Genomic DNA, 15,757 nt, shown 5'->3' with positions numbered 1-15,757 from the left:
TCGGGTGCCTGGAGGGGATTCGGGAGGTGGGTCGCACGCGACTCGTGCGGCTGACCCCGTGGTGCGCTCGACGCTAGGAATCCGCTCCAGGATTGTCAACGTTTTTGTCAACAATCACAGGAACCGGCGGTGTGACCGGTGCCGTGACAGGCGCAGTGACAGGCGGAGTGCCGTGGGTGTGGAAGGACTCGATGGTCTTGAGACCCCACGCCTGCCCCTTCTTCCTCTCGTTCTCGGTCCAGGTGACCAGCGGCCAGTCGGGGGCCAGTACGAGCCTGGTGAGCGGGTTGCAGAGCTCGATCCGGTTGCCGCCGGGCTCGTAGACGTACAGGAAGAACGTCTGCTGGATGGCGTGCTTGTGCGGCCCGGTCTCGATGAACACGCCGGTGTCCAGGGCGAGATCGGCGGCCCGCAGGATGTCCTCACGGGTGTCCGTGGCGAACGCGATGTGGTGCAGGCGCCCGGTCGAGCCGGTCCAGTCCTCGGTGTAGACGATGTCGTACGACTTGCTGCTGAAGGTCAGCCACTGGGCGGCGATCCTGCCGTCGTCGAGCTGGATCTGCTCGGTCGGGCGGGCGCCGAGCACCTCGTGGACGAAGCCGCCGTTCGGCGCGACGTCGGCGGCGAGGAAGTTGACGTGGTCCAGCCGGCGTACGCCCACGCCGTGGCCGGGCTTGGCCTGCGGCTGGTTCTTCAGGCCCGGCTTCAGCCCGTCCGGCGCCTGGTACCACTCGCTCTCCCAGTAGAGGGCGATCTCGTGGCCGTCGGGGTCGGTGGTGACGTACAGCGGGCCGAGGCCCGGCTCGTCCTCGACCCAGCGGCCGGTGCGACCGGCGCTCTCGGCCTCCTTGACCCGGCGCCGCAGGGCTTCCTCGCTGGAGGCGCGCAGGGCCGTGCGGCGGATGCCGGAGGTGGTGTGCGCGGTCAGGACCAGGCTGTGGTGCTCGTAGTCGTCCCAGGTCCGCAGGTAGACGGAAGTATCGTCCGCCGAGCGGCCGTTCTCGGTCAGGCCGAGGTATTCGGTGAAGAACCGGACGCTGGCGTCCAGGTCGGGGGTGAGCAGTTCGACGTGCCCGAGGTGGGCGATGTCGCCGAGCGGCGGGGCCATGAGGCCTCCTCAGGGGTGGTGTGCGGCTCAGGCAGGGCGGGGGAAGACCGTGCCGTCGAAGATCTTGCGTGCGGTACGGACGACGGCGGTGCGCCGGGCGACCGGAAGTGCGGCGTCGCCCACGCCTGCCGGGGCGCCCGGGGTGTCGTACGCGAGGGCCGTCTCGATGTCGAGGAAGCCGGTGGGGTGCTCGATGCGCATACGGTCCCCGTGCTCCGGCAGTCGGGCCACGGCCGCTCCGACGCCGCCCTCGATCCGCAGTCCGGCCGCGACGCTCGCCGCGCCCAGGACCCCGATCGAGGTGTGGCAGCGCACCGGTATGAAGGTGCGCGTCATGACCGCGCCGCCGTCCGACGGGGGTGCGAGCAGGCTGAGTTTGGGCACGGTGGTGTTCTCCACGTCGCCCAGCCCCATCAGTTTTCCGGCCTCCAGCCTGATCTCCCGGAGCCGTGCGGCGAGTTGTGGGTCCGCCTCCAGTTCGGCGGGCTCCTCGTACCCGGTGACACCGAGCGAGGACGCCTCGATCAGCACGGTCGGCATGCCGTTGTTCACGCAGGTCACCGGGGTGCCGGCGACGATGTCACGCGCGCGGCCGGTCGGCAGCAGCGGGCCGGTCCCCGGCGGGAACTCGATGACCACCGGCGCGGCGGACCCCGGTACTCCGGAGATCTCGGCGGAGAGTTCCGCCGAGCCGGAGTAGTCGACGCTCCCGCCCGGGGTGGGGAACTGCGCGACGGCGAGGTCCCCGGTGTTCACCATGCGGATCCGTACGGAGGTGCGGTCACCGCCCGGGGCGACCAGGCCGCGCTCCACGGCGAAGGGGCCCACGCCCGCGAGGAGGTTGCCGCAGTTCTGACGGTCACTCACCTCCGGCTTGTCGACGCCGACTTGGAGGAACAGGTAGTCGACGTCAGCCGCCGGGTCGGCCGATACGGAGACCACCGCCACCTTGCTGGTCAGGGGATGCGCGCCGCCCAGGCCGTCGATCTGCCGCGGGTCGGGGCTGCCCATGATCCGCAGCAACAGGGCGTCGCGCGGGGCGGGTTCGGCGGGCAGGTCCCCGGCGAGGAAGTAGGCGCCCTTGGAGGTGCCGCCGCGCATGAGCATGCAGCGCACCTCTTCGGTACGGGCTTCCACCGGGGCGTGCGTACGGGCGTCGGCGGGCCCGGTCACGACCCCGCTCCGTCCCGCTCGGGCCCCCGCCCGGACCCCCGCCCGGACTCCTGCTCGACCCCCCGCCCGGACTCCCTCTCGCGGTCCTGCTCGCGCTCCCGCTCGTGCTCGTCGTACGTCCGGTAGGAGACGCCGAGGCGTTCGAGGGTCTCGCGCAGGCCGTAGCGGTCGAGGCCGAGCTGGCCCTCCTGGAAGGCGGCGCGGGCCCCGGCCTCCTTGGCCTCGCGGGCCTCTGAGGCCTCGGCCGTCCGGCGGGCCCGCTCGCGGGGCACGCACACCACGCCGTCGTCGTCGGCGACGATCACGTCACCGGGCCGGATCACCTGGCCGCCGATGACCACCGGCACGTTGACGCTGCCGCCGGTCGCCTTGACGGTGCCCTGCGGGCTGACCGCCGCGGACCAGGCGGGGAAGCCCATCTCGCGCAGCTCGACGGTGTCCCGGATGCCCGCGTCGATGACCAGGCCGCGCACTCCACGCCGCTGGAGCGCGGTGGCGAACAGCTCGCCGAACATGCCGTCGGTGGAGGGTGAGGTGGTCGTGACGACCAGGATGTCGCCCTCGCCGCACTGCTCGACGGCCGCGTGGATCATGAGGTTGTCGCCCGGCCAGGAGAGCACGGTGACCGCGGTGCCCGCGACCCGGGTGTCCTGCTGGACGGGGCGCAGACGCGTGCCGAGCAGGCCGGTGCGGCCCATCGCCTCGTGCACGGTGGCGACTCCGTAGGCGGCGAGCGCCTCGACGTCCTTCGCGTCCGCCTTCGGCGGGTCGGTGATAATCACGCCGCTCATGCCAGCTCCCCTGTGACCTGCGGGTAGGGCCGCATGTACGCCTCGGCCATGGTCTTGTGGGCCAGGCCCAGGTTGGGTCCGGCGTTGCGCTTGAGCTGGACACCGCGGCGGACGGCGAGGTCCGTGTAGTAGTCCCACAGGTGCTGCTGGGCGGCCAGGCACTCCATCGCCTTGCGCTTGGTCTCCCAGACCTCGGATATGTCGAGGAGGACCTGCGGCTTGAAGCCGCACATCTCGGGCTGGTGCGGCTCGAAGAAGAACACCGGCGGGGCTCCGATGATCTCTCCCTCGGCCGGGTAGCCGATGGCCTGCGCGAGGACGCGCGCGTCCAGGGCCATGCGCGCGGCGGCCGGGTGGTCGCCGTTGTAGGGGTCGTCGAGCGGGTGGGTGAGCACGACGTCGGGCTGGGCCTCGCGGTAGACGCGCACCAGACGGTCGGTCAGTTCCGGTGTGACGGTCAGGGGGTAGTCGCCGGCGTCGAAGAAGACCACCTCGGCGCCGAGCGCGGCGGCTGCCGCCTCGGCCTCGCCGCGGCGGATCGCCTTGATCTCCTCCAGGGACTTGCCCGCACGCCACGCTTTCGCGGACTCACCGCGTTCGCCGTAGGTCAGGCAGGCGATGGTGACCTTCTCGCCGCGGGCGGCGGCCAGGGCGATGGCTCCTCCCGCCCGCCAAACGAAGTCCCCGGCGTGGGCGGTGACGACCAGTGTCGACCGTGGGGTGTCGGGCGCGTTGCCGTGGGTCATACCTGCGATCTCCTTGCTGGACAGGCCGATTGACCCACCCCGCGGCGTCATGCGTCACGCGTGTGCCGCGTCATTCACGCAGCGCGTCGATCACACCCGCGAGGTGGGAGCGGACGGCCTCTTCGGCCGCCTGCGGGTCCCGGGCCCTGATCGCGTCGATCATGGCCAGGTGCTCACTCAGGGATTTCTGGGGGCGCCCCGGTCGCAGCGCGAGCTGGAAACGGTGGCGCACCAGTTGCGCGTTGAGCCGCTCAAGGAGTCCCACGGCCACCTGTTGGCCGCTGAACTGCCTGATGTGGGCGTGCAGTTCGTGGTTGAGGTCGGAGTAGGTCACCGGTTCGCCGTCGGCGACGGCCTTGGACATCGCCTCGCCCAGGGCGACCAGCTGGTCGAGCTGCTCGTCGCTGGCCTCGACGGCCGCCTTGCCCGCGCACAGTCCTTCCAGGACCATGCGGCACTCGGTGATGGCGACCGCTTCCTCCACGGTCACCACCCGCACCCGGGATCCGCGGTTGAGGATCCGTTCGACGAGTCCTTCCGACTCCAGCTCGATCAGAGCGGCCCGGACGCTGGCTCGCGTCACACCGAACTGGTCGGCGAGTTCGTTCTCCACCAGGCGTTGGGCCGGTGCCATCTCGCCTTGCAGGATTGCTTGCCGCAGCTGTGTGAGGGCGTGCTGCTTGGCTTGCTCTCCGGTGCTCGGACGGGCTTCTTTCGGCATGTGTGCCCTCCCTGAGTGGGTGCGTGTCGAACCTAAATCTAGACGAACAAGATTGTCAACAATTTTGTTCGTGATCCCCCGACCACCTACCCGACGCCAACGAAAAAGGGCCCGCAGATGGGGCCCTTCACCCTGGGGGCGCCTGGCGGCGGGGGTCACCTTTCCCCGCACCCCAGTGAGAGCTGAGCGCGCAGTTCCCCGCGCCCCTGAAAGACACGGGGCGCCCCCGCATCCAAAGCCGCGCCCGCGCGTCACACCGTTCCCCGCCCCCGTAAGGGGCGCGGGGAACGGCGCGGCCCACCCCCACGGCCCGCACCCATCAGCGGGCAGCCAGCACGCGCCCCTCAAGGGGCGCGGGGAACGGCGCGGCCAGCCCCGACCAACCCGCACCCATCGACCGGCCAGCGCACATCGCCCCTAAGGGGCGCGGGGAACGGCGCGGGCAACCCCCATCAACCCCCACACCCGCGTCCGCCCCGGCGGAGCCCTCAGGGTGCCTTCGGGAAGCCGGGGCTGGACAGCACCCCCCGCCCCGCGTCCACCGCGAACACCTCGCACCCCGCACGCCCCGCCGCCCAGCCGACCCCCTCCACACCCATCGCGAACCCCGCCGTGGCCACCGCGTCCGCCTCCGTGAGCGAGGGCGCCACCACGGTGAGGCTGAGCAGCCCGGTCGCCGCCCGCCCCGTACGGCCGTCGAAGATGTGGTCCCCCCGCTCGTACCGTCCGGACGTGGCCACCGCCCCCTCCGCGACCTCCACCACCGCGCACACGCGGTCGGCCCGCTCCGGATGCCGTACCCCGATCCGCCAGGGCCGCCCCGCCGCGACGACGTCACCGCCCGCGTTGAGGCAGAACGTCGTCACCCCCGCCGCCCGCAGCAGCTCCGCGCCGCGCTGGACCGCCCAGCCCTTGACCATGGCGCAGGGGTCGAGCCCCCGGCCGGGCAGCCGCACCTGGAACGCGCCGCCGCTCTCGACCCGGTACCGCTCGCACAGGTCGAGGACCTCGACCAGGTCCGGGCTCAGCCGGTCGTCCGTCAGTTCACCCCGGTCGAGCCGGGACACCTCGCTGTCGGGCAGGAAGGGACTGAACCGCGCGTCGACCTCACGCAGCCAGGCGAACACCCGGTCCGCGGCGTCGACGGCGTCCCGCGCCGGGACACCGTCCTCGATCCGCAGGGAGACGGGCAGCCCCATGATGTGCTCGACCCGGTGCACCAGGCCGGCCGCGGAGGTCTCGACGCTCGGTACGGCCATCGTCATCAGCCCCTCGCGTCGAGCGCCGCCTGCAGCGACTCGACGTATCCCTCGCTCGTGATCGTGGCCCCGGACACCGCGTCGATGTCGGCGCTCTGCGCCTTGAGCGTCGACGCGACGAGCTTCGGTACGGCGGCCTCGGTCTGCGGATGGTTCGGCTGCTGCAGCATGCGTACCGAACCGATGCTGTCGCCGTCGAAGGTGACCTCGACCTGGACGGTGCCCTTCTCGGTGTTCACCGCGGACCCCGCCACGACCTGGGAGGCGGCGGCCGACGCGGACGGCGAGGAGGAGGCCGAGGCGGACTCGGCGTGCGCGTCGATGGCCGCCTGCAGCGACTCCCGGTAGCCGTCGCTCGTGATCGTCGCGCCGGACACCGTGTCGACGTCGGCGCTCTGCGCCTGCAGCGTCGACGCGACGAGCTTCGGCACGGCCGCCTCGGTCTGCGGATGGTTCGGCTGCCGGAGCAGCTTCACGGCCGTGATCTTGTCGCCGTCGAAGGTCACCTCGACCTGGACGGGCCCCTTCTCGGTGTCCACGGTCGTGCCCTTGACCACCTGGGACGAGCCGTTCCCGGAGGAGGGCGCGGAAGGCGTCGCGGCGGGCGCCGAGGCCTCGGTGGTCGTCGTCGAGCCGTCCGAGGGGGCGTAGCGCCACACCGGGATCAGACCCGCGACACTCAGCACCAGGACAGGTATTGCTCGCTTCACGATGTCTCTCTCATCCTCGTCCCGCACACGGGCACGGTCATCCGGGTCCCGGTCGCGGTCGCGGTCGCGGTCATCCGGGTCCCGCTCACGACGGCGCTCATCCCGCCAGGCTGAAGCGCTCGAAATGGATCTGCGGCTTGGGCACGCCCAGCTCGCGCAGGCTGCCCAGCACCGCGTTCATCATCGGCGGCGGCCCGCACAGGAACACGTCACGGTCGCCGATGTCCGGGACGAGCCGGGCCAGCTCGGCCGGGGCGAGCTTGTCGGGGCTGACAGGACCGGACACCAGGTGCAGTTCGGCGCCCTTGGCGTGGGCGAGTTCGCGCAGCTCCTCGTAGAGCACCGCGTCCCGGTCCGAGCCCACCCGGTAGATGACCACGGCGTGCCCGTGCAGTTCCTCCAGCAGGGCCCGGATCGGGGTGACTCCGACGCCGCCGGCGATGAGTACGGCCTCGGAGCGGGTGCGGTGCATCGCGGTGAAGGCGCCGTACGGCCCCTCGGCGAAGACCCGCGTGCCCACCTTGAGATGCCGGAGGGCGGCGGTGCCGTCACCGGCCGTCTTGGCGGTGAGCCGCAGTGACCGGCCGTCGGGGGCCGCCGACAGGGAGAACGGGTTGGCCTGCCACCACCGGTCCCTGGTGAGGAACCGCCACAGGAAGAACTGGCCCGCGCGGGCCGGCAGGCGGTCGAGGTCGCGTCCCGTGATGTGGATGGAGACGACGTTGTCGGACTCGGGCACCACGGCGGAGATCCGCAGCTGGTGGCGCAGGTTGCGCCACAGCGGGAGGACGAACCGGCCCAGGAGCACCGCGCCGAGCGCCACGCCCCACAGCACGTACCAGTACGTCGTGGCGGCGGACGACGAGGTGAACGTCGTACCGGCCGCGACCTGGTGCGTGAACGCCAGCACCACCGCGACGTACGTGTACAGGTGGATGAAGTGCCAGGTCTCGTACGCGAGCCTGCGGCGGGCGAAGCGGGCCGAGACGCCGCCGATCACGAGGATCAGGCCGAGCGCGACGATCGCGCGGAACACGCCCTCGACGGTCTGCCCGAGGTCCACCAGCTGGTTCACCGGGTCCATCGAGGACGACTGGGCGTAGCCGAAGGTGATGAACACGGCGTGTCCGAGCAGGGTGAAGAGCAGGCCGAAGCCGACCCAGCGGTGCCAGGAGGTCAGCCGGTCCATGCCGATGCGGCGGTCGAACCACGGCAGCCGGGCGACCAGCAGCAGCTGGAAGGCCATCAGCAGCGCGCCGTACAGTCCGGCGAGTCTGCCCAGCACGATGAGGGTGTTCGAGGCGAACCCGGCCTGGATGAAGAACACGGTCACCACGACCACGTTCAGGGCCAGCACGCCGTACAGGCCGGCGCGGGCCACCATTTTGGGACGCACCGCCGCGGTCGGCGGCGGAACGGTCGTCTGGACAGTCGTCACGGACGGCAACTCCTTGATCGGGGTCCTCGGATCCCTTGACGCGGGTCCTGGGACTCCGAGCCTGCCTCGGCAACCCTGTCGTTTTCCTGTCGCTGAACTTTCAAGTGTTTATCGATCCGGTCCCGGCCCGCCCTCGGCTATGGCGCGATCGGCCACGTGAAGCACTATGGGCACGTGGAAAAAGTACGACTTCTCGTCGTGGACGACGACCCGCCCATCGCCGACCTGGTCGCGACGGTCGCCCGCTACGAGGGCTGGGAGGCGGTCACCGCCAACTCCGGCGAGGAGGCACTGCGGCGCGCCGCCGAGTTCCACCCGGACATCGTGGTGCTCGACCTGATGCTGCCGGGGCTCGACGGTTTCGCCGTGCTGGACCGGCTGCGCCTGTCCGGGACGATGGTGCCCGTCGTCTTCCTGACCGCTCGGGACGGCGTGGCGGACCGGGTCGCGGGTCTCACCAGGGGCGGTGACGACTACCTCGTCAAACCGTTCGCGGTGGAGGAGCTGATGGCCCGGCTGCGGACCGTGCTGCGCCGCAGCGCGGGACCCGCCTTCCAGCGGTCCGTGCTGTCGGTCGCGGATCTGACGATGGACGAGGACACCCGCGAGGTGCGCCGGGGCGAGCGGCTGCTGACGCTCACCCCGACCGAGTACGAGGTGCTCCGCTATCTGATGCGCAAGTCGCCGACGGTCCTCACCAAGGCCCAGATCCTCGACCATGTCTGGGAGTACGGCTTCGGCGGCCGCTCGAACGTGGTGGAGCTGGTCGTCAGCCGGCTGCGCCGCAAGCTCGACGGCGACACCGACGTGAGCGGCGACGACAGGGGCGACGAACCGCAGCTGATCCACACCGTCCGAGGCGTCGGCTACGTCGTCCGGCAGGTCACCGAGTGATCGGCCGGCTCCGCGACACCTACCGCAGGCTCCGCCTCGGCACCCGGCTCGCGCTCGGCATGGGCGTGCTCTCCCTGGTCGTCTTCGCCGTGGTCGGCACCGCGCTGTCGACGTACATGCGGGACTACCTTGAACGGCAGCTCAACGACCAGATGAAGCTCGTCCAGACCACCCAGTCCAAGGATGCCCAGGCACACGGCACGGTGGAGCGCCGGCCGTACTACGGCTGGTACACCGCGGTGTACGACGTCTCGGGCGACTCGGCCGTCCTGCGCAGACCAAGTGACGTACCGAAGGACACCGTCGAGCTCACCTCCTTCGCCGAGTCACTGGCCCGGGCCGGGGCGACGGAGATGTCCCACACCACGCGTATCGAGGACGAGGGCGCGTACCGGCTGCGCGCCTGCAAGATCGGCCAGGGTGTCGTCCTGGTCACCGCGGCGCCGCTGGAGGACATCGAGGACACCATGGACCAGCTGGTCACGGTCCAGGTCGTCGCGTTCGCCCTCGCGCTCCTCGGACTCGTGGTGTTCGGGCGCGCGGTGCTGCGCCGGGGTCTGCAGCCGCTCAGCGACATGGCGCACACCGCCCGTGGCATCACCTCGCACGACTTCACCGACTCGGCCCGGCTGCCGGTGCGCGCCGACCGCGGCAACGGCGGCCCGGAGGTCGAGGAGCTGCGTACCGCGTTCAACACCATGCTGGAGCACATCGACGACTCGCTGGCCGTCCGTACGGAGGCCGAGCAGCGGCTGCGCCGCTTCGTCGCGGACGCCTCGCACGAGCTGCGTACGCCGCTGATGTCGGTACGCGGTTACGCGGACCTCTTCCAGTACGCGGCGGCCAACGAGCCCGGCGAGCGGGACAAACACCTGGCCAGACTGCGGGCCGAGGCCGCCCGGATGGGGGTGCTCCTCGACGATCTGCTGCTGCTCGCCCGGCTGGACGCGGCCGAGGTGGACGCGCCGCTGCGGCTGGAGGACGCCGACCTCGCGGAGCTGGTCCGGCAGGCCGCGGACGCGTTCCGGGCGACCCACGCGGACCATCCGCTGACCGTCACGGCCGGCGCGGGTCCGGTGCGGCTGCGGCTCGACGTCCTGCGCGTCCGGCAGGTCCTCGACAACCTCCTCACCAATGCCGCCGTGCACACCCCGACCGGTACGGAGGTCGCCGTGGAGGTGTCCGTCACGGCCGGTGCGGCCGTCGTGCGGGTCACCGACTCCGGCCCCGGCATCCCGGCCGCGGACCAGGAGCGCGTCTTCGACCGCTTCTTCCGTATCGACAAGGCCCGCAGCAGGGACCGCGGCGGCAGCGGCCTGGGCCTCGCGGTGGCCCGTTCCCTGGTCCGGGCGCACGGCGGCACCATCGACGTACGGAGCCGGCCGGGGACGACGACGTTCACGCTGACGATCCCGTTGGTCCGCGACACCCCTTGAGGGCCGTACCCGGCCACTGCCGGTGACCCGCGAGTCTTCGGCAACTGCCCTTTCCCTATGGGCTGTTGACACCTCCTGGCTCTACGATCTCCCCCGGCTGCCCGGTCCCGGTGACGGGAACCGGAAGGCACTGCCTCGGCATCGGTAGGGGTACGAGGTACGGGCCTCGGGGCGTGGGCATGGGGGTGGGGATGTGGCACGGGTGAGGGGACTGCGGGTGTGCGGAATTCTTACAGCGGTGAACTCCGTACTCGTCGGCTCCGTGCTCGTCGCGGGGTGCACCACCGAGAACGACCACGACGACGGGCCGGGCACGCGGTCCTCCACCGGCGAGCGCTCCCCTGCGGGCACGCGGTCCCCTGCGGGCGGGAACGCAAAGGAGGGCGGACGGGGCGACGGCTCCCCCGGAACGGGGACGGACGCCCCGGCCACCGCCTCCGGACCGCTCGACGCGCTGACCGACCCGGCCAAGTACCCCACGACGGCCGCCCAGGGGCAGGCCGTGATCGGCCGGCTGATCCCCGACGCGGCCCTGTTCGGTGCGGACGTACGACCGGCCGTCCCCTACGAGGCCGCCCCGGGGCGCTGGTCGGACCTCGCGGAGAACTGCGTGTGGCGGGTTGAGGAGACACCGCAGGACGTGCTGGCCACGCGGACCCGGTACTTCTGGCTGCCCGCCGAGAAGAGCGGCGGCAAGGGGGCGGTACGGCTCTCCACGACGATCACCGTGCACCGCACCGCCCTGGACGCCGCGTGGGAGCAGGCCGGGATGCTGGAGGAGGCACTCGGCTGCCGGGAACAGGTGCTGCGGCCCGGTGAGCGGCTGACGAACCTGCGCTCGTACGCGTTCGGGCAGGGCGAGGGCAGCAACGTCGATCTCGACGACTCCCTGCTGGAGACCGGCGAGTGCCGCAGCGAGACCCGCGGCGGACCGTACCCGTACTTCTGGCAGCAGGCCGCGCTCGGTTCCGTGGTGATGTCGGCGTCCGCGTGCGGCGGCGAAGGACGCACCGCGGACGAGATCCAGTCCCTCGTCCAGGACCCGCTGATACGGGTGATGCTGCGGGCGGAGAAGGAGATCGGGAGCGACGGGAGCGACACGGGGCAGGACACCGAGCCCGGTACGAAGGGTGGTTCGTGATGGAGCGGTTGGCGGCCTCCGACCCCGCGCACCTGGACGAGTACCGGCTGCTGGGACGGCTGGGCGCCGGCGGCATGGGCGTCGTCTACCTGGCCCGCGCCGCGGGCGGGGACCTCGCCGCGGTGAAGGTGATCCAGCCCGAGTACGCCGAGGAGCCCGACTTCCGGGCACGCTTCCGCCGGGAGGCGGCCTCCGCCCGGCAGGTGGGCAGCCCCTGGGTGGTGCCGGTGCTGGGCGCCGACGTCGAGGCCGAGGCACCCTGGCTGGCCACGGCGTTCGTACCGGGCCCCTCGCTGGCCGAGGCGGTCGCCCACTGCGGACCCCTGCCGGTCAGGGCGACGCGGGTCCTGGGCAAGGTCCTGGCACGGGCGCTCGGGGCGGTGCACCGCGCGGGTCTCGTGCACCGGGACGTCAAACCGGGCAACATCCTGCTGGCCCCCGACGGGCCTCGGCTGATCGACTTCGGTATCGCACGCCCCACCGCGGCCGACGCGACCGAGCTGACCTCGGAACTGATGGTCATCGGCACCCCCGGGTTCCTCTCCCCCGAACAGGCCCGGGCCCAGCCCGTCACCCCCGCGAGCGACGTGTTCTCCCTGGGATGTGTCCTGGCGTACGCGGCCACGGGCCAACTGCCGTTCGGCGGCGACGCGGTGGACGCGGTCCTGTACCGCACGGTGCACGACCGGCCCGCTCTGGACGGCATCGAGGACACCGCGCTGCGGGACCTGCTGGAGCGCTGCCTCGCCAAGGACCCGACGACGCGGCCCTCGGCGGACGACGTCGACACCCTCCTGCTGGAGGACGCTCCCCCGGGAACCGTCGACTGGCTGCCGGACCCGGTGGTGCGGATGGTCGCCGACCGGTCGGCCGAGATGCTGGCCCTGCCCGGCATCGAGCCGACCCAGGTCCCCGCGTCCGCCGCCGAGGCACGCCCGGCGCCCGCGCGGCGGCGGATCCTGCTGGCCGGTGGTGCCGCTCTGCTGGCCGCCGGCGGTGGCACCGCCGCGTGGGCGGCGCTGCGCGAGGACGGCGGGGCCGCCTCGGGCGGAGGGGGACGCCCCTGGGTCCTTGGCCTGCACGCGGACCTCAGTGGGCCGCGCGGAACGGCCGGGCGGGCCCAGGAGCGGGGCGTGCGGCTGGCCGTCGAGGAGTACCGGGCACGCCGGAGGAGACCGTTCCCGCTCGAACTGGAGGTCGTCGACGACCGCGGCCGGAGCGCGAACGCCCTGCGCGGCGCCCAGCGCCTGACCGGTGACCGCGATGTGCTCGCCGTCGTCGGCCCCACCGGCGCGGAGTCCGTCACCGCCGCGCTGGAGGTGTACGAGGGAGCGGGACTGCCGCTGCTCAGCGTCTCCGAGCTGTCGTTCAGCGCCGCCCAGGACGTCCTGCTCGCCCCGGCCCGCTGCTACTTCCGTACCGTGCCGCTCGCCGCGTACACCGCGCTCGCCACCATCGCCCGACTGCGTGCCCAAGGGGTGCGCCGCCCGGGCCTGCTGGCCGACCGGGCCGGCCGCATCGCGGGCTGGGAGCTGGTCACGAGCGCACAGAGCGCGGCCGAGAGCCTGCGCGGCGAGCTGTACATCCGCGCCGTACCGGCCGCCGCGGCCGATCCCGCCGTCGTGGTCGACGACATGCTCGACCACGAGGTGGACGGCCTGTTCTACACGGGCACCGCCGAACGCGCCGGCTCGGTGGCGCGGGCCCTGGCGCGACAGGGCTTCCGGGGGCCGTGTTTCCTCGATCCGTCCTCCGCGACGACGGTCTTCACCGCGGCGGCGGGCGAACACGCGGACGGCTGGCAGGTCCTGGCCCCGTACATCTCCCCCAAGGCGGCCCCCGTCCGGGACTTCGCCGCCGCGCACCGGCGCCGTTACGGCAACGCCCCGGACGTCTGGGCCGCCGAGGCCTACGACACCGCGCGCCTGGTCATCGACCGTCTCACGGCACTGGCCGCCAAGGGATCCCGGCCCAGCCGCGCCCAGCTCACCGCGGCCCTCACCCGGGCACGGTTCAAGGGCATGCTCACCACCTACTCCTTCGACAAGGAACTCCAGGTGCAGGCGAACAGCGTCCACCGCTACCGGGCCGACGGCGGGCGGTTCGTCTACGCCGGTGCCGCCGGCCTGTCCGGCTGAACCCGAGCACCGGGTGATGCGGGCACTCACGGCGCAGGATCCCGACGCGCTGGGCGGGCACCGGCTGCTGGCCCGCCTCGGCTCCGGCGGCATGGGCACGGTGTATCTGGCGCGGAGCCCCGCCGGGGCCCTCGTGGCGGTGAAGGTGATCCGCGCGGAACACGCGGCCGACCCCGCCTTCCGTGCCCGCTTCCGCCGGGAGGCGCGGCTGGCGACGGGGCTCGACGCGCGCTGGGTCGTACCGGTGACGGCTGCCGACCCCGAGGCACCCGCGCCCTGGCTGGCCACCGCGTTCGTGCCCGGCCCCTCCCTCGCCGAGGCCGTCGACGCGCACGGCGCCCTGCCCCCGTCCACCGTCCTGACCCTGGGCGCGTGCATGGCGGAGGCGCTGAGCGGGATACAGGCGGCCGGTCTGGTGCACCGGGACGTCAAGCCCGGCAACATCCTGCTCGCCCTCGACGGCCCCCGGCTGATCGACTTCGGCATCGCGGGCGGCGCGCTCGCCACCGCGCTGACCGCACCGGACGCGGTGATCGGCACCCCCGGCTATCTGTCCCCCGAGCAGACCCGGGCGCACGGTGACCCGGCGGGCCCGCCGAGCGATGTGTTCTCGCTGGGCTGCGTGCTGGCCTACGCCACGACCGCGCGGCGTCCGTTCGGCACCGGCGACGCGGCGGCCGTCCTGTACCGGACCGTGCACGAGCAGCCCGACCTCGCGGGCCTCGGGCCTCTCCCGCCGCCGGTCCGCGAGGCGGTCGCACGCTGCCTGGCCAAGGACGCGGAGCGCCGTCCGACGGCCGCGGAACTGCGTGACGTCCTCGTCGCCCACGGCGGTGACACCAGCCGGCCGCGCGACTGGCTGCCGCCCATGGTGCTGCGGCTGGTGGCCGAGCGGTCCGCCCGCGCCCTCGACCCGCCGCCCCGCCGGAGCGCCCCGGCCCCCGGCACGCCGTCCGACAGGGCTTCGGCACCCTCCCGGCGCCGCGTCCTCGCCGTCGCAGGCGGGGCCCTCACGGCGGCCGCCGGCGCCGGCGCCGTCTGGCTGACACGTCGTACACGGGCGACCGGCGGCCCATCCCGCACCCGGCCGACCCGCACCCTCGCGCTGCACGCCGCCCTGACCGGCAGTCAGCGGGCGACGGGCACGGCGCACGAGCGCGGGGTGCGGCTCGCCGTCGCCGCCCACAACGCCCGCACCGAGGCGCCCTTCACCCTCGCGCTCAGGACCGTCGACGACGGCGGGGAGCCGGACAGGGCCCGGGACGCGGCCCGCGAGATCGCCGCCGATGACGCGGTCCTCGCGGTGATCGGCCCGACGACCGAGGCCACCGCGCGGGCCGCGTCATCGGCGTACTCCACCGCGTCCCTGCCCGTGGTGGTGGTGTCGGTCGACATCGGCGCCGCCCGACTGTCCACGACCGACCTGCGCACCCTGTGCCCGACCCGGCCGCCCGGTACCTACCGGCATCTGCCGCTCCTCGACTATCTGCACCGGGTGCACCCCGTCACGCGTACCGCGATCATCGAGGACCGGCGGGCGGACGACACGGCGAGGAGACTCGCCCGCGATCTGCTCGAGATCCCGCCCGGGCGCGACCGGGGAGGCAGGGCCACCGTGCACACCGTCGCCGCGGGCACCGCGGACTTCGGGCCCGTCGTCGCCGCCGCGCTGGCCACCCGGCCCCGGGCCGTCGTGTACGCGGGCACCTCCCCGAGCCGGGGCGCGGCCTGTGCCCGTGCCCTGGCGGACGCCGGGTTCACCGGACCGCGGGCGACGATCGAGCCCGTGATGCGGCCGGACTTCCTGGCCGAGGCGGCCGAGGCGGCGGAGGGCTGGCTGTTCGAGGCCCCGTACACGCGGGCGCAGTCGGCGAAGTCCCGCACCGCCGTGGAGTTCACCGCCGCGCACCGCGCGCGCTACGGCAGGGATCCGGCCCCGTGGGCCGCCGAGGCGTACGACGCGGTGGGCCTGCTGAGCCGCACCCTGACGGATCTGGGGAACGGCGCCGATGTCACCCCGGGTCAGGTCGCCGACCGGTTGTTCCGCCTCACCTATGACGGCATCGCCAAGCAGATCCGGTTCGACGAGGGCCCGGGGCATCAACTCAACGGCGAGAAGGCCGGGTTCCTCTACCAGGCGAAGGGGGACGGGTTCCGCTACCTGGGCCGCCACGACCAGTTGGCGAGCGGGAGCTGATCCGG

The 15,757-nt window shown here is 72.8% G+C and carries 13 protein-coding genes; 5 read left to right on the top strand and 8 right to left on the bottom strand.

Features of this window, described 5'->3' with window-relative positions; genetic code table 11:
- Positions 1-73: 73 nt before the first annotated feature.
- From IE278_RS26035 to IE278_RS26000, 8 genes are all read right to left on the bottom strand, one after another.
- Complete coding sequence (locus IE278_RS26035) at positions 74-1,108, bottom strand: catechol 2,3-dioxygenase (RefSeq protein WP_189775684.1); 1,035 nt, start codon at positions 1,106-1,108, stop codon at positions 74-76.
- A 27-nt stretch (positions 1,109-1,135) separates the two neighbouring features.
- Complete coding sequence (locus IE278_RS26030; RefSeq protein ID WP_189775716.1) at positions 1,136-2,215, bottom strand: 4-oxalomesaconate tautomerase; 1,080 nt, start codon at positions 2,213-2,215, stop codon at positions 1,136-1,138.
- Positions 2,216-2,277: 62 nt separating this feature from the next.
- On the bottom strand, positions 2,278-3,072 hold the full coding sequence (locus tag IE278_RS26025; protein ID WP_189775683.1) for a 4-carboxy-4-hydroxy-2-oxoadipate aldolase/oxaloacetate decarboxylase: 795 nt from the start codon (positions 3,070-3,072) through the stop codon (positions 2,278-2,280).
- Positions 3,069-3,818: a PIG-L deacetylase family protein gene (locus IE278_RS26020; protein WP_189775682.1), complete on the bottom strand. Its 750-nt coding sequence runs from the start codon at positions 3,816-3,818 to the stop codon at positions 3,069-3,071. The genes IE278_RS26025 and IE278_RS26020 overlap by 4 nt, the downstream gene beginning before the upstream one ends.
- A 70-nt stretch (positions 3,819-3,888) precedes the next feature.
- Complete coding sequence (locus IE278_RS26015) at positions 3,889-4,539, bottom strand: GntR family transcriptional regulator (RefSeq protein WP_189775681.1); 651 nt, start codon at positions 4,537-4,539, stop codon at positions 3,889-3,891.
- A 488-nt stretch (positions 4,540-5,027) separates the two neighbouring features.
- Positions 5,028-5,759, bottom strand: coding sequence for an FAD:protein FMN transferase (locus IE278_RS26010; RefSeq protein WP_189775715.1), 732 nt, complete (start codon positions 5,757-5,759; stop codon positions 5,028-5,030).
- 44 nt (positions 5,760-5,803) lie between these two features.
- The gene (locus IE278_RS26005; RefSeq protein ID WP_189775680.1) at positions 5,804-6,508 is read right to left on the bottom strand and encodes an FMN-binding protein; all 705 of its coding nucleotides are present in this window, start codon (positions 6,506-6,508) and stop codon (positions 5,804-5,806) included.
- A gap of 97 nt (positions 6,509-6,605) precedes the next feature.
- Positions 6,606-7,892 (bottom strand): ferredoxin reductase family protein, encoded by a 1,287-nt coding sequence (locus tag IE278_RS26000; RefSeq protein ID WP_189775714.1) that lies wholly within the window; start codon positions 7,890-7,892, stop codon positions 6,606-6,608.
- 228 nt (positions 7,893-8,120) lie between these two features.
- Here IE278_RS26000 and IE278_RS25995 point away from each other — a divergent pair, with 228 nt between their 5' ends.
- The 5 genes from IE278_RS25995 (at position 8,121) to IE278_RS25980 (ending at position 15,752) form a co-directional block, all read left to right on the top strand.
- Positions 8,121-8,840, top strand: coding sequence for a response regulator transcription factor (locus IE278_RS25995; RefSeq protein WP_189775679.1), 720 nt, complete (start codon positions 8,121-8,123; stop codon positions 8,838-8,840).
- Entirely contained in the window at positions 8,837-10,276 is a 1,440-nt protein-coding gene (locus IE278_RS25990) for a sensor histidine kinase (protein WP_189775678.1), read from the top strand. Before IE278_RS25995 ends, IE278_RS25990 begins: the two co-directional genes overlap by 4 nt.
- A 238-nt stretch (positions 10,277-10,514) precedes the next feature.
- A complete protein-coding gene (locus tag IE278_RS25985; RefSeq protein ID WP_189775677.1) occupies positions 10,515-11,417 on the top strand; it encodes a hypothetical protein in 903 nt (300 codons plus the stop codon).
- A complete protein-coding gene (locus IE278_RS42465; RefSeq protein WP_246570652.1) occupies positions 11,417-13,555 on the top strand; it encodes a bifunctional serine/threonine-protein kinase/ABC transporter substrate-binding protein in 2,139 nt (712 codons plus the stop codon). The genes IE278_RS25985 and IE278_RS42465 overlap by 1 nt, the downstream gene beginning before the upstream one ends.
- Before the next feature lie 16 nt (positions 13,556-13,571).
- The gene (locus IE278_RS25980; protein WP_246570651.1) at positions 13,572-15,752 is read left to right on the top strand and encodes a bifunctional serine/threonine-protein kinase/ABC transporter substrate-binding protein; all 2,181 of its coding nucleotides are present in this window, start codon (positions 13,572-13,574) and stop codon (positions 15,750-15,752) included.
- Positions 15,753-15,757: the final 5 nt, after the last annotated feature.

It is taken from the genome of Streptomyces tauricus, assembly GCF_014650955.1.
Taxonomy (GTDB): domain Bacteria; phylum Actinomycetota; class Actinomycetes; order Streptomycetales; family Streptomycetaceae; genus Streptomyces; species Streptomyces tauricus.
Note: the sequence above shows the minus strand (reverse complement) of the source record. Positions and strands in the feature narration are given on the sequence as shown.

Bases quoted from the DNA above. Each gene is read 5' to 3' on its own strand.
- IE278_RS26035 (WP_189775684.1), bottom strand. From the start codon at position 1,108: ATGGCCCCGCCGCTCGGCGACATCGCCCACCTCGGGCACGTCGAACTG.
- IE278_RS42465 (WP_246570652.1), top strand. From the start codon at position 11,417: ATGGAGCGGTTGGCGGCCTCCGACCCCGCGCACCTGGACGAGTACCGG.
- IE278_RS26000 (WP_189775714.1), bottom strand. From the start codon at position 7,892: ATGGTGGCCCGCGCCGGCCTGTACGGCGTGCTGGCCCTGAACGTGGTC.
- IE278_RS26015 (WP_189775681.1), bottom strand. From the start codon at position 4,539: ATGCCGAAAGAAGCCCGTCCGAGCACCGGAGAGCAAGCCAAGCAGCAC.
- IE278_RS25980 (WP_246570651.1), top strand. From the start codon at position 13,572: ATGCGGGCACTCACGGCGCAGGATCCCGACGCGCTGGGCGGGCACCGG.
- IE278_RS26025 (WP_189775683.1), bottom strand. From the start codon at position 3,072: ATGAGCGGCGTGATTATCACCGACCCGCCGAAGGCGGACGCGAAGGAC.
- IE278_RS26030 (WP_189775716.1), bottom strand. From the start codon at position 2,215: ATGCTCATGCGCGGCGGCACCTCCAAGGGCGCCTACTTCCTCGCCGGG.
- IE278_RS26020 (WP_189775682.1), bottom strand. From the start codon at position 3,818: ATGACCCACGGCAACGCGCCCGACACCCCACGGTCGACACTGGTCGTC.